Origin of the sequence: Clostridium sp. YIM B02551 (assembly GCF_022324735.1) — a bacterium.
GTDB classification, from domain to species: domain Bacteria; phylum Bacillota; class Clostridia; order Clostridiales; family Clostridiaceae; genus Clostridium_T; species Clostridium_T paridis.
The window spans coordinates 197,765-211,867 of the sequence record NZ_JAKGTF010000006.1 but is presented as its reverse complement, the minus strand read 5'-3'; the positions used below and the strand labels follow the sequence as shown (position 1 = coordinate 211,867).

Below are 14,103 nucleotides of genomic sequence, written 5' to 3'. Positions count from 1 at the left end.
AACTCTCCGTAAAAGTCAAATTTTTAGTACCTTTAACAAATTCAAAAATATCATTAAAATATCCCAGTAAGGTAATTATTCAGCTTTACTGGGATTAATATAAAAGTTTGGCATGCACTATAGTTCTTGCATTATTATATTCATAGCTACATGTTGCTAATGTAATAATATTGCTGTTTTTATCCAGGTTAACTTCTTTTATATATAATGATCTTTCAGCTAATGCCTTTAAATATTTTAGATATTCATCATCATCTTTAAAGCTTACTTTAAATACAGCCTCATTTGTTGGTACTACATATACCGAAAATACTTCGTATTTATATTCTTTGTTTCCTTTAATGATACTTATATAATTATCATTAAAAAAATTTTCATCTTTAAAGTTATTTATATCTTCAAACATTGTTCCATTTCTCATATTATGTCCATAAATAATTATATTTTTATCTTCATTTATATTATTTCTATAATCCACAAATATTGTGCCGGATATACTATATTCTCCATTAAAGTTATGTTTTAGATAAAAGGTATTATTATCACCCTGAACAACTGGATAATTTACCTTGGTATTGCCTATACTAATCCAAAACTTATAATCACTATTAATATTTAAAAGTTTCATTTCCTCTGGGTTGACTGTACTTTCTTCCTTAAAATCAGCAATCTTAGGCTTATACTTCTGAATTTCTAAATATACACTTTTATCCTTGTGATAAAGATAACTTTTATATGTTATTATTCCTAATGATACAGTAATAATTAAACTTAATATTAATATAATTAATTTTTTCATAATATTTTCCCTTCAAAATACGATCCAAGTTAATGAAAAAGCTGATAAAAATATGTTATATATAATTTTATCAGCTTTATTTTAGTTACTTATATTTTAAGTCAATCAAATTAATTTGCTTTCTTTTCTCCTGTCTCCCATGTTGGCAAAGGGGATACTTGACGTGCACTTATCCCTGCATTTGCATTTCCGTACACTATTCCATTAACAAAGGAATTTACAGGAATTATTTTATTTGTTTTAGCATCATAATCAAAAACATGCCAATAACATCCAGGGTTATTTGTTGGTATGCTATAAGTAACGCATAACTTATTTCCCTTATATACCTCTACCTTCGCACCAGAATTTGACATTGCAGTGCTGGAACTATCATATCTATTAGTGAAGTCATGGACATAAAAACTATACTTACTATCGCTATTCATCTTGTAAATACTTGTTGTTTCAGGACCATAGGAGGTTGTATCATCTAAGTCTAAATCTGCATACTTAACTCCATTTGCATTATACTCTTTATTATCATAATAAATACTGAAATATCCATTTCCATCTGCAGTAGTTCCAACTAAATGAGAATCCAAATCGTAGGGTTCTTCCCCCCAAGTTAGTACCATTCTCAAGTCACCTGCAGGTATTTCAGTTGAATCAGGTACAAGAGTATTGTTTTGATTTAATGCACTGCCGGATGCTACATAAATATTATAAGAATTAGTTACATAACCTTCCTTAATCATTTCAACAGTGTAATTTCCAAGGGTAAGCTTAGCTTGATATTCTCCACTCTGGTTTGTAGAAGTTTCAGTTACAACATTTCCTGAGAGGTTATTCCAACCTTTTCGTACTTTTATTGAAATATCTGAAATATTTCCACCAGTTAAAGCATCAGTTATTTTTCCTCCTGCAATACCTTCTTCACCCTCATGACCTTGCGCTACCATTAAATAAGTTTGAACATACTTTACTTCATTTTTTGAAATAGTCTCTTGGCTTCCAAAAGAAATATAACCGTCTTTGGAAATTACTAGGTTATAAGTACCTTCTTGAAGTTTTACACTATATTGTCCGTTGGCATCACTAGTTACTGTTTTAATAACTTTATTCTTAACGGAATCACGAACCTCTATTAAAGCGCCACCAATAAAGCTTGACCTATTTCCAGCTTCTGAAACCGTACCATTTAGAGTTCCTGCTCCATAGGTACATTGAGGTACAATCTGTAAATTTTCAAAGTGATAATTTTTCTTAAGGGGGCTATTTTCTTTATTGAATATCTCCCAAGTATAGCCCAAATCCAGCCAATCTCCTATAATACCTTCATCTAATGCGGATAGTTCTGCAAATACATAAACGCCAGCATCAAGACAAATAAGCCCATTATCACGAACTGTGCCTGTTGCATCTGCTGCACCTCCACCAAAAGCTGAAAAGTCTATTAAATCCCAACGTGAACAAACTTCTAATAATCCCTTAATTTTTGGTCCCATTTTAAATTTAGCATTTATCTCTAGACCATTAAATCCTAGATTAATATCTTTAATTGCTCTCAAATGATTATTTAATACCTGAGCTCCCAGTTCTCCCTTGAGAGTTACAGATACACTGATTTCCCCTTCGAAAGTGTAACCTAGTCCAATCTCAGCATATATAGCAACTCCAGGTATTCCTGCAATTGGAACTTTTCCAAGTTCAATGAATCCATCTTTTTTGGGTGTAGAGCCCTCATCACTAAATAAAGTTAACTTTCCTGTTGCCTTAGCTTCTTCTTTGAATTTAAGGTAAACATTATTAACATCTATATTAAATAGTCCAACATCTACATCAGCCTTATATAAAACCTCTGGTATTTTAATAGAAACCTCACCAGCCAGTTTCATTTTATTTTGTAACTCTTTATCAACATTTAGTTTGATTTCTCCTGGTCCACTTATACTTCCTCCCTCATTCACGTTTAAAGCATTAGTAATAATTCTACTAGTATTAGTTTGAACTACTCCTACCCCTTCTTCAGGAATAAAGCGCGACATATCAACAGTACCATATCCTTGAGCATCTATATATTCTAATGTTTCTTCAATTTTAGGCTCTACAGTATCAACTATTACCTTATTGCCTTCTATAGTAACACTTGAAGCCTTATATGGTGTTTGATCTGGAAGAATAAATACATCATCTTTCTTTAAATTCTTAGTTTTATCATTTAAATCGAAAGTGACAATTGCTCCATTAACTTTATATGAAACGTCATTTTTGAGTTCAATAACCCCTTCCTTATACTCAATATCATTATCATAATTAGGGTCTATTATGGTGCTTTTTAATACTGCTTTTATTCCATCCAGCACATATTCAGCTTCTGATTTTGTTAATGATCGTGAAGGATAAAATTTATTTTTATCTAAGTTTATAATATCCATTGAAACTGCTGCTTCTACTTCTTTTAAAGATGTTATTTCATTAGCATCATCGCATACAATATTCTTAACTGGTTGGAAATTTGCTGCTCTCACCGCTGTTACAGCTGCAAACTCACGAGTTGCAGGCTCGTTTGGTCTAAAGGCACCATCTTCAGCACCTATAATAGAATGGATTGCTGCCTTTGTAATAGCTTCTTTATATTGATTACCTTCTATATCATTAAATATATTTTCTGTGTCATCTGAGTCCAGCTGCTGCTCACTTTTCAAAGCTATAGTATCCATCAACATGGAAATCCACTGACCTCTACTAATTACATTTCCTGAAGGTACAACTACATCAGATTGAATTTTATAACTAACAACAGTTTCAAGAGTATATGATTTCTGGTTAATTATAATATTCTCTTTAACAGATATTTTTTTGTTCTCACCTCCAACAGCTTGTACCATTTTTGAATTTCCTATTAAAGTAGATCCCAAAGTTACACAAATAAATATAGATAATGCTTTTTTAGCTTTAATCTTTTTCCTTGATAATAGAACAATTAACCCACTACAAATAACAATTAAAACTACTAATGATTCTATTAAATTATCATCACCTGTTTTTACACTATCTACAACATCCTTGGAAATACCCCCGGGTCCGTTTGTGGAAGGATTATTTACCTCTCCGCCATTACCAGGTGCTGGGTTACTGGAGCCAGGCGGCAATGAGTTTTCTAGTTTACCATAAAATTCATAATTAACACTTTCTCCTGCTTGTAAGGACCCTACTTTTTTACTTAGAGCACTGCCTTCTTTAAGCTTAATTCCCTCTGGAAGAATGCTTTCAATACTAATGTCCTCAATAGGCCTAATTCCTACATTAGTAATTGTAACTTTTCCTTTAGTTTCATCACTACTATCTTGTACTTGCTGAGCTTCAAACTTAACCTTCAAGTTATCTTGCTCGGTAGTTTGAGCCAATGCCATACTAGGTTTTGAAACTACTAGCATCGCTAAACCTAGCATAATAACAAACCGTTTAAAAACCTGCTTCACTTTAAATGCCCCCTCATTTACTCTTTTTTCCATATACCGTTGATAATAATATCACAATTACCATAATTTGTAAACTGTCTATTAACAATATATTAATTTTTTTTAAAGCTGATAAAGACTTTTATTTATCATCAACTTTTGTTATTATTAACATAAATTGTAAAATGGAGGGAAAAACTATGGGGTCTTCTAGATTATCAAACATTCTTAAAGATAATAATAATAATAGTAAAATCAAAGTATCTGAGCTTCAATGTGTTGAAATAAATAGTATTGACATTAATTTTGTTGAAGAACTGGCTAGAAAACTAACTATTAAATTCTCATTTCACTTCATTATTGCGTTTTTGGCTTTTATTTTTGCTTCATACGTACTATACGATACCATAAAAACCAGCACCGAAAAATTCAACAAGGAAATTATTGGCTTCTTACTTATAACTTTAATGTTCTTCTGGGTTTTATGCTTCGTATTAAAACAAATACTTAGTACTATAGATTCCATCTGTAAAAAAGCACAGTATGGTATAGTGAAAAGTAAGTATTCTTTGAAATCCTCTGCAGAAAGCTCCAGCCAAAAAAAATATTATGTAGCTGTTTTATTTCCAGATACAAATGCTTATATTCGGGAAGTAATTTGTACTGATAAAATTTATAAAAATTTAGAAGAAGGAACCCCTGTTTTAGTTATATCCTTTGATAATAAGACTGCCTATGCGGTTCCTTCCAATTCAAAATAATACTGCACTTATTTCAATTCGAAGTCGCTACTAGAAGCTTTGTATATAATACCTGATATGACCTGCTATAATCTAAATATAAATAAAAAATCAAGGTAGGAGGATTGTATGAACTTTTCATTTCTCTTATCCCTTGAACACTTGATCTTTCTATATAAGCATTACCTATTGTTATTCAATAACACATAATAATGGCAGAACGCAGAAAACCACCACGCTTTAACGTGGTGGTTTTCATATCCTTGCGAGATAAGTCTATAAGCCGAGTTCTGTATTTGACAATCATCTATCTAGGCCTATTGTTACCAATAAGCTCAAGCGACACACCCAGAGGCGGGACGGGCAGCCCCATATGCCTCTCTATTCGGTCTTGCTCCAGGTGGGGTTTACATAGCCATATAGTCACCTATATGCTGGTGAGCTCTTACCTCACCTTTCCATCCTTACCTAGCAAAAAGCTAGGCGGTATATCTCTGTTGCACTTTCCTTAGAGTCACCTCCACTGGCAATTAACCAGCACCCTGCCCTACGGAGCTCGGACTTTCCTCTCCTAGTTCAAAACTAGCAGCGATTATCTGGCTTACTCGCAAGAATTATCTTAACATATATATTTTCCTTTTGCAAATTATTTTATTTGGAAAAATTTTTGGAATAATCAGCAAAATTCTAAAGCTATAATTAATAACATTACTAATATTATAGCTGACAACCTAAGTCCACAAAAAACTAGAAACAAAAATAAACCTATATATATTCCTAATTTTATTGATCCAAAGCGCCTTCTTCCACATCCACAGCCTCTAATTCCGCCGAGCCCAAACCCTCTTAAAAATGAATTAGAAAATCCACTAAAGCTTTTTTTAACTTTAGACGGGTTATAATTATCTTTAACATCATGAAAAAACTTCTTTGACTCTTCAGTTAAGTCATCTATTGTTCCTCTCATATAGCCAACACCAGGCTTATACCTACTATCTTTCTTTTTTCCCATTTTTCCCTCGATAAATATATTGTTTTTATTATATTATGATTACTTTATCTATTGTTATTATAATATAATAAAAAAAGCTTAGAATTTTTTTCTAAGCTAAAAGAAATCGTATGGATCCATAGTTTTTTTAGAAATAATTATTTCAATTTTACTTTCTAATTTTTGTTTTATTATCTCAGATAAAGCTACAAATACTGGCCATTCACTTCCATAATGGCCTATATCCATTATATTTACACCCATTTCTCTATAATCACTAGCATAATGATATGTAGTATCTCCTGTTATAATACAATCTACATTTTTACTATAAGCTAATGAGAAAAAATCTTGCCCACTTCCATTTATTATAGCTATCTTCTTAATTGGATTACTACTACCTATTACACATCTTAATTTTTTTACTCCAAGTGAAGATTTTATTCTTTTATTTAAATCCTCTATAGATATACTTTCATTTAGTTCTATTATTCTTCCAAGTCCACTTTCATTGAAACCCTTAATATTAATTGGACTCATTACTTCTTTACTCTCAAAACCTAACAATTCAACTATCTTATCATTTAAGCCGCCTTTTACTGAATCAAAATTAGTATGACTTGAATATAAGTTTATATTGTTTTTAATTAAAGATATTATTTTTTTACCGAGCAAAGTATCATCTGTTATATTTGATGGCTTTCTAAAAAGCAACGGATGATGAGTTATTATTAACTCAGCCCCTAATTCCTTTGCTTCCTCAATAACTTCAAGAGTAGCATCTAAGGCAATAAGTATTTTAGACACCTCTGCCTCTCTACTTCCTACCATAAGACCAACATTATCATAATCCTCTTTTAAAAATGGTGGTGCTATACTCTCCATCACATCAATAATATCATTCACCTTCATATAGCAATCTCCTTTATCCTAAGAATTTTCTTTTCTATCTCATTTCTTCTAATTCTTGCTCCAGGACTATCATCATTTATATATGAAAGAATTGCTGTATATTTACTTATTTTACTTTCTATAAACTCTTTAAGTAACTTATGTTTATCCTTTATAAGTATTGGACTAAATTCATAATCAAACACATCCATACTCTCATTTATTGCTTGTTCACTGTACTTTACTTTAAATACTTCATAAAAGATACCATCTTCAAAGCATAGGTCTTCCTTTATTATTTGAAAAGAATTAGTATATAAAAATTCCCTTATAACTTCTGGATTTTGAGCTGGCATTAAAATCATGTATTTAAAACACTTCACCTTATTAAAATCCTGAATGATTATATCTCTAATCAAATTCCCGCCCATTCCAGCCATAATTGCTGCTTCAACTTCTTTTTCCTTTACAGTATTAAGACCTGCCCCTAATCTGCATTCTATTTTATCTGATAACCCAAGTAGTCTAACATTTCTTTCTGCTTTCTCCTTTGGTCCTTTATTAATATCAGATGCAATAGCAAAGTCTACTATTCCATTTTCAACTGCATGAATTGGTATATATCCATGATCTGTTCCTACATCAATTATACTTTGGCATTTATTCATATTTTGAATTATACACTTTAATCTTTGGCTTAACTCCATAATTACTCCTGTCTACATGAAATTATTTAATATTCTAATCTGAACAATTAGAAATGTTAATGCAATTGCTAAAGATATATAAATATATTTGTATGCTGATTTCTTATCATATTTTGCGTGAAAATATGATGCATAATACATACATACAAGAATTATCATATTCAATACCCCATATGACATTTGCTTAAAGGCAAAATTTTTGCCTGTCCCCTGTACTAATGGGTAGAAATTCGAATCAAAACTTAACGGCATTTGTACAGGAAGTTTATTGCTAAGATATAAAAGAAATGGTACTAATATCATAACAATAATTATTATTGTTACTAAGATGAACGGAATAAATACCTTCTTATCTTTATAAATTTCGGTATGTTTATTTTTGTTTATTTTAAACGTCTTAAATTCTTTTCCTTTTGTTTTAAGTGAATCTACAAATTCATTAACTTCAATTGGTGATATTGCATAAGACATATTATTTGTATGAATGTATACTAATTCACTGCTTGACGTTGCAAACATATGTGTTACACCTACATTCTCTATTACATACTTTCCAAAAGCATATCTGAATCTTCCAAAGCCTGTTAACTTAAAACCTTTTATGGCTCCTGACACTGTATAGTATCCATCTATTGTATTAAAATCTATATTAATCTTTCTTATACCGAATAAAGTACTTATAACTATTCCTTTTTCATTAATAAAATACTTTAGTGATCCTGTTAGAAATATATAATATAAACAATATATATCAAACATTCCTACTAGTACTTTAAATAAATTTATCTCTACATACGAATCCACAAATTTAGACATTAAAAATAATGCAGCATTTGCTAGTATTAAATATATAAATATTTCAAGTATAACTATACTTTTTTTAGGTTTAAATTCCTTCATGAAAATCACCTCAAAGTTTATTATAGCATAGTATTATAAAAAAATCTTATAAAATGCCTGTTGCAGTAATTTTTTTCCATATGTTATTAAAAAAATTAGCACCTTAAAGGTGCTAATTTGATTAATCTAAATAGTCTTTTAATTTTTTACTTCTGCTTGGATGTCTTAATTTTCTAAGAGCTTTAGCTTCAATTTGTCTAATTCTTTCTCTTGTTACGTTAAACTCCTTACCAACTTCTTCAAGAGTTCTCGCTCTTCCATCATCTAAACCAAATCTAAGTCTTAACACCTTTTCTTCTCTAGGGGTTAAGGTATCTAAAACATTAATTAATTGCTCTTTAAGCATTGTGAATGCAGCTTGCTCAGCTGGTGCTGGAGCATCATCATCCGGAATAAAGTCTCCTAAGTGAGAATCTTCTTCTTCTCCTATTGGAGTTTCTAAAGAAACTGGTTCTTGAGCAATTTTTTGTATTTCTCTAACTTTTTCAACTGGTAAATCCATAACCTTTGAGATTTCCTCTGGGAAAGGATCTCTTCCTAATTCTTGTAGTAATTGTCTTTGAACTCTTATTAATTTATTAATTGTTTCAACCATATGAACTGGTATTCTAATTGTCCTTGCTTGGTCAGCTATGGCTCTAGTAATCGCCTGTCTTATCCACCATGTTGCATATGTTGAAAACTTAAATCCTTTTGTAAAATCGAATTTTTCAACGGCTTTAATTAATCCTAAATTTCCTTCTTGAATAAGGTCTAGAAATAACATTCCTCTTCCAACATACCTTTTTGCTATAGAAACAACCAATCTCAAGTTAGCTTCTGCAAGTTTCTTCTTAGCATACGGATCACCGTTCTCTATTCTTTGTGCTAAAACTATTTCTTCTTCTGAGGACAATAGCGGAACTTTACCTATTTCTTTTAAATACATTCTAACTGGATCGTCAATTGCAATACCTTCTGGAATTGTAAGTTCTAAATCCTCTTCAATTTCAGTCTCACCAATATCACCCATTACCTCGATACTCATAGACTCTAATACTTCATATATCTTTTCTATTTGTTCTGGACTTAAATCTATCTCGTCTAACTCATCCATAATTTCTTTATAAGTAAGGGTTCCATTTTTCTTCCCTTTTTCTATAAGTTTTTTAACAACCGTCATTCTAGCACTTTTATCTTTTAATTCCACACCTTTATCTTGTTTTCCCACTGCTTTCGTTACTTTTTCAGTCATTTATTTACCTCCTTCCGCTATCTCCACTAACCTCTTTTTAATCTTTTGAGCTCTATATCTATATCTTTTAACTCTTTTGCTAAGCTAATTGTTTCCTCAAACACACCTTTATCTTCGCTTTCCTTTAGACTTCTTTTTACATCTTCTTTTCTTCTATCAAGTCTATGTTTTCTTATGTTGTATATATAATCTTTTATAGATGTTTCCATATTCTCATCAAAGATATCCATTTCTTCAATCTCAATCCATTCCTTCTGAGCATCTACTGTTTTACAATTATTTTCAACATAGCTTTCTAACCCATTCTTCTTTTCAGTCTTTGCAATTACTATTAATCCATATATTTCCCTATGAGCTTTAAGAATTAATTCACTCTCAGTAATATTCTCAAGGATAAAGTTGAAATATTCATCCTTAAGCATTAATTTAAGTAATGCTCTTTCGCCTTTTAAGTATGCAGGCTCTATATATGATTTTGTTCCATTTTCTTCCTTATTATTCATAGAATACTCTTCTTTTTGGAATTTCGTCATATTATCAGAAAGTTGGTCATATAATGCCTGTTCTCTTATACCTGTTTCTTCAGATATTTTTTTCACATACACATCTTTTTCTACTGGATTTAATTCTGCTAAAATCTCCGTAACTCTTTGACTATACAGTATTACATCTTCATTATTTGAAAAATTAATTCCTTCCTTTACTTTTTTAAGCCTATACTCAATTAGAGGTAGTGCTCCTTCAATTAAATTCATAAAGGCTTCTTTTCCATTACTTCTAATATATTCATCAGGATCCTTACCTTGTGGTACTGTTAATACTCTTACATCGAAGCCTGCATTTTTTAATATCTCCAATCCTCTTAATGTAGCATTCTGACCTGCTAAATCAGCATCATAAGATATTATTACTTTGTCAGCATATCTTTTCATTAACCTAGCTTGATTTGTCGTAAGAGCAGTTCCTAATGAGGCTACCGCATTTTTGATACCATGTTGATGCAAAGAAATACAATCCATATATCCCTCAACTATTACAAAGTATCTTTCTGGAAGACCATCTTTTATTGCAAAATTTAGTCCGTAAAGATTTGTTCCCTTTGAGAAAATAAGACTATCTGGAGAATTTAAATATTTGGGTCTAGAGTCATCAAGTACTCTTCCTCCAAATCCAATAATCCGTCCTCTAAAATCAAAAACTGGGAACATCACTCTGTTTCTAAACCTATCATAATAGTTACCTGTTTTTTCTGACTTAATGATAAGTCCTAATGATTCTAAAATCTCTTCTTTGTATCCTTTTCTTTTTAAGAAATTCATTAAATTATTCCATTGATTTTTGGAAAATCCTAACCCAAAACTTCTTATAGTCTTAATTGATAAACCTCTGTTTTGAAAATAGCTCATAGCCTCTTTATCATTAAAGAGATTAGAAAAATAGAATCTAGCTGCCTCTGTATTAATCTTATACATTAATTCTTTTTTACTTGCAGCTGCACTATTCTCTTTATTTTCTAAATTCAGAGGAATGTTAGCTCTATCGGCCAGAATTTTTAATGCTTCAATAAAGTCTAACTTTCTGCTTTTCATTACAAATGTAATAACATTGCCTGCTTCTCCACAACCAAAGCATTTATAAATTTGTTTATCCTGTGATACGGAAAAGCTGGGGGATTTTTCACTATGAAATGGACATAATCCCGTGTAATTTCTACCAGATCTCTTAAGCCTTACAGTTTCTGAAATGATATCAACAATATCATTTTCTTCCTTGATTCTCTCAATGAGTGATTCTTGAATCTGCAAGGAGTTCCCCTCCTTACTATTAATTTTTTTCAACAATTTACTTTATATTCGACAAAAAAATATTAATTCCTTCATAAAAAAATTTTTTTTATTATTTTTTTAAAAATTTTACTGAAATATAATTAAAATATTTTAGTGATAATTATTAATTTTATAACGACAACACTTATTTTACCAATAATTCTATAGTATTATTCCTAATTTTTTTAGTAAATTACAAACTTTGGAACATAAATGTTATTGAACAAATTTAAGCAATAATCATCACTCATTCCGGCAATATAATCTGCAACTCCTCTATGAAGACCTTCTGTCTCAGCTATATTCATATATATTTCCGGCATTTCATTAGGATTTTTATAATAATGATTAATTACGTGCTCTAGTACAAACTTAGCTTTATTTCTTTCTACTTTTAACACATCACCTAAATATACATTTTGAAACATAAACTTTCTAAGTTCTGCCATAGCTGATCCTATTTCTTCACTTAAGCTCACTTTAACTATTCCTTTTGATATATTATCTAACGTGTTATTGATACAATCATTAACCAAAGTTTCTATTCTTTCACCATGACAATCTCCAAGAACTTTTATCAATTCTTTAGGCAGCATATCTTCAGTCAATAAACCAGCCCTGATTGAGTCATCTATATCATGATTTATGTAAGCAATTTTATCACTATATTTAAGCACCTGTCCCTCTAATGTCTTAGCATCAGCCCTTCCATTCGAGAAACCACTATGATGTAAAATTCCATCTAAGACCTCTTCAGTGAGATTCAAGCCTTCGCCATTCTTCTCTAATCTCTCAACAACCCTAACACTTTGTTCATTGTGTCTAAACCCACCAGGCAAAAACTTAGCTAACACCTCTTCTCCATTATGTGCAAATGCTACATGCCCTAAATCATGTCCAAGTGTCATAGCTTCAACTAGAGTCTCATTTAAGCCTATACCAGCTGCTATTGTTCTCCCAATTTGTGAAACCTCTAGTGTGTGAGTAAGTCTTGTTCTATAATGGTCTCCGAAAGTTTTAATGTAAACTTGTGTTTTATGCTTAAGTCTTCTAAAAGATTTCGAATGAAGTATTCTATCCCTATCTATCATATAATCAGTTCTAGTCAAATCTTTTTCTTCTTGCATTTTTCTTCCCTTTGTCTTTTTGGAGAAGGAGGCTTCATTTATTAGAGTCAACTCTTCATTTCTTTCTATTTTTTCTCTTATATTCATATAATTCACCTCTTATTAATTTATTCTATATGAAACATTAAATTCCTTCATTTTTCTCTTATATATAGTCTATAAAAACAATAATATTTATGTATCTATATGCAAAATTTATATTGCATCTCATGGTGACGACAGTGTAAATTATTTAGTACATTATATCTCCTTTAATTATATTTTAATTAATTATTATTAGAATAATTTTAAAAACCAACTAATATCTTATAAATATAAGCATTTAATAAGGAGAGGTTTTATGCCAAAGGAAGCTCTTAAGAAACAGGCTCAACTCTTAAGTGTTGAAGAAATAAAAGATAACATCTTGTCCCACTATAATATTTATAGTTGTGAAGTTACCCCAGTTAAATTTAAAGATACCGAAAAGCAACGTGCAGTTTTTAAAATAACCACTGACTATGGAGATTTTTGTTTAAAAAAAGTTTATTATAATGAAATGGATTTGCTATACGTTTATTCTGCTATCGAGTGGTATAGTAAAAAAGGAATTATTGTTCCGAAACTTTTACCAACTAATTCAAAAGGTAGATACGTTATTTATAAAGGAATGATTTTCATATTGACCCCTTGGCTTACTGGAGAGAAATGTGACTTTGATAACCTAGAACAAATTATACTATCTATTCAGAATTTAGCTTTAATGCATAATTGCGGCAAAAACTTTATTCCTATTAATGGTTCAAGCATAAGAAAAGGTTTTGATAATTATTACATATCTATTCAAAAGCACTTTTCTGATTTGATAAAATGTTCAAACTCTGCTTTTAATTATAAAGATAAATTTTCAAAAGTATTCTTAACACATTTTGATGATAACCTTATGTTAGCTAAACAATCCTTAGAGATATTATCCTCTGTAAATAATAACAACTTAACCGTATCTCTTTGTCACGGTGATTATGTAAACAAGAATATACTTATCTCTGAAGATAACGTTGTTAAAGTAATTGATTTCGATAAATGTAAATACGATTATGTTGCAAAAGATCTATCCTACTTTTTAAGGAGACTTCTTAAACGAAATAACACAAAATGGGATCTAGAACTAGCTATATCTTGTCTCAATAATTATATTTCAGTTAATCCATTAACAAAAGATGATATTAAGTATATTCTAGCCTATTTAATATTCCCTCAAAAGTATTGGAAGTTATCTAGAGATTACTATAAGAATATAAAGAAATGCAATAAAACCTCTTTTATGACTCTGCTATTAAAAGTTGTAAATAAAACTGACTATCAAGTTAGTTTTTCAAACTCAATTATATCTGCTATGAATAAATATTATAACCTAGAAATTTAAAGGCTTCAAGAATTAATCTTGAAGCCTTTAAATTTATTAC

The 14,103-nt window shown here is 30.4% G+C and carries 11 protein-coding genes and 1 other RNA gene; 2 read left to right on the top strand and 10 right to left on the bottom strand.

The window, feature by feature from the left end:
* Nucleotides 1-94: 94 nt before the first annotated feature.
* Nucleotides 95-799, bottom strand: coding sequence for a class B sortase (gene srtB / locus L1S47_RS09260; protein ID WP_238883297.1), 705 nt, complete (start codon nucleotides 797-799; stop codon nucleotides 95-97).
* Between the two features lie 110 nt (nucleotides 800-909).
* On the bottom strand, nucleotides 910-4,263 hold the full coding sequence (locus L1S47_RS20740; protein WP_238883296.1) for a carboxypeptidase regulatory-like domain-containing protein: 3,354 nt from the start codon (nucleotides 4,261-4,263) through the stop codon (nucleotides 910-912).
* 179 nt (nucleotides 4,264-4,442) lie between these two features.
* Here L1S47_RS20740 and L1S47_RS09250 point away from each other — a divergent pair, with 179 nt between their 5' ends.
* The gene (locus L1S47_RS09250; protein WP_238883295.1) at nucleotides 4,443-5,003 is read left to right on the top strand and encodes a hypothetical protein; all 561 of its coding nucleotides are present in this window, start codon (nucleotides 4,443-4,445) and stop codon (nucleotides 5,001-5,003) included.
* A 241-nt stretch (nucleotides 5,004-5,244) separates the two neighbouring features.
* Here the strand turns inward: L1S47_RS09250 and rnpB are convergent.
* From rnpB to L1S47_RS09210, 8 genes are all read right to left on the bottom strand, one after another.
* An RNA gene (gene rnpB, locus L1S47_RS09245) (RNase P RNA component class A) lies at nucleotides 5,245-5,590 on the bottom strand.
* Nucleotides 5,591-5,658: 68 nt separating this feature from the next.
* Nucleotides 5,659-5,994 (bottom strand): hypothetical protein, encoded by a 336-nt coding sequence (locus L1S47_RS09240; RefSeq protein WP_238883294.1) that lies wholly within the window; start codon nucleotides 5,992-5,994, stop codon nucleotides 5,659-5,661.
* 96 nt (nucleotides 5,995-6,090) lie between these two features.
* The gene (locus L1S47_RS09235) at nucleotides 6,091-6,885 is read right to left on the bottom strand and encodes a Nif3-like dinuclear metal center hexameric protein (RefSeq protein ID WP_238883293.1); all 795 of its coding nucleotides are present in this window, start codon (nucleotides 6,883-6,885) and stop codon (nucleotides 6,091-6,093) included.
* The gene (locus L1S47_RS09230) at nucleotides 6,882-7,571 is read right to left on the bottom strand and encodes a class I SAM-dependent methyltransferase (RefSeq protein WP_238883292.1); all 690 of its coding nucleotides are present in this window, start codon (nucleotides 7,569-7,571) and stop codon (nucleotides 6,882-6,884) included. Before L1S47_RS09230 ends, L1S47_RS09235 begins: the two co-directional genes overlap by 4 nt.
* Before the next feature lie 12 nt (nucleotides 7,572-7,583).
* Nucleotides 7,584-8,471 carry a PH domain-containing protein gene (locus L1S47_RS09225; RefSeq protein ID WP_238883291.1) on the bottom strand — a complete coding sequence of 296 codons (888 nt, stop codon included), beginning with the start codon at nucleotides 8,469-8,471 and terminating at the stop codon, nucleotides 7,584-7,586.
* A 121-nt stretch (nucleotides 8,472-8,592) separates the two neighbouring features.
* Nucleotides 8,593-9,705, bottom strand: coding sequence for an RNA polymerase sigma factor RpoD (gene rpoD, locus L1S47_RS09220; RefSeq protein WP_202768390.1), 1,113 nt, complete (start codon nucleotides 9,703-9,705; stop codon nucleotides 8,593-8,595).
* Nucleotides 9,706-9,731: 26 nt separating this feature from the next.
* Nucleotides 9,732-11,510, bottom strand: a complete 1,779-nt coding sequence (gene dnaG, locus L1S47_RS09215; protein WP_238883290.1) for a DNA primase — start codon at nucleotides 11,508-11,510, stop codon at nucleotides 9,732-9,734.
* Between the two features lie 206 nt (nucleotides 11,511-11,716).
* Nucleotides 11,717-12,745: a deoxyguanosinetriphosphate triphosphohydrolase gene (locus tag L1S47_RS09210; RefSeq protein WP_238883289.1), complete on the bottom strand. Its 1,029-nt coding sequence runs from the start codon at nucleotides 12,743-12,745 to the stop codon at nucleotides 11,717-11,719.
* A gap of 253 nt (nucleotides 12,746-12,998) precedes the next feature.
* On the opposite strand from L1S47_RS09210, the gene L1S47_RS09205 reads away from it, so the two are divergent.
* Nucleotides 12,999-14,063, top strand: a complete 1,065-nt coding sequence (locus tag L1S47_RS09205; RefSeq protein ID WP_238883288.1) for a CotS family spore coat protein — start codon at nucleotides 12,999-13,001, stop codon at nucleotides 14,061-14,063.
* The last annotated feature ends 40 nt before the right edge of the window (nucleotides 14,064-14,103 follow it).

What these genes read in the sequence shown, in the direction of transcription:
- srtB (WP_238883297.1), bottom strand. Translation starts at nt 799, where the DNA reads ATGAAAAAATTAATTATATTAATATTAAGTTTAATTATTACTGTATCA.
- L1S47_RS09250 (WP_238883295.1), top strand. Translation starts at nt 4,443, where the DNA reads ATGGGGTCTTCTAGATTATCAAACATTCTTAAAGATAATAATAATAAT.
- L1S47_RS09240 (WP_238883294.1), bottom strand. Translation starts at nt 5,994, where the DNA reads ATGGGAAAAAAGAAAGATAGTAGGTATAAGCCTGGTGTTGGCTATATG.
- L1S47_RS09235 (WP_238883293.1), bottom strand. Translation starts at nt 6,885, where the DNA reads ATGAAGGTGAATGATATTATTGATGTGATGGAGAGTATAGCACCACCA.
- L1S47_RS09230 (WP_238883292.1), bottom strand. Translation starts at nt 7,571, where the DNA reads ATGGAGTTAAGCCAAAGATTAAAGTGTATAATTCAAAATATGAATAAA.
- L1S47_RS09225 (WP_238883291.1), bottom strand. Translation starts at nt 8,471, where the DNA reads ATGAAGGAATTTAAACCTAAAAAAAGTATAGTTATACTTGAAATATTT.
- rpoD (WP_202768390.1), bottom strand. Translation starts at nt 9,705, where the DNA reads ATGACTGAAAAAGTAACGAAAGCAGTGGGAAAACAAGATAAAGGTGTG.
- L1S47_RS09210 (WP_238883289.1), bottom strand. Translation starts at nt 12,745, where the DNA reads ATGAATATAAGAGAAAAAATAGAAAGAAATGAAGAGTTGACTCTAATA.
- L1S47_RS09205 (WP_238883288.1), top strand. Translation starts at nt 12,999, where the DNA reads ATGCCAAAGGAAGCTCTTAAGAAACAGGCTCAACTCTTAAGTGTTGAA.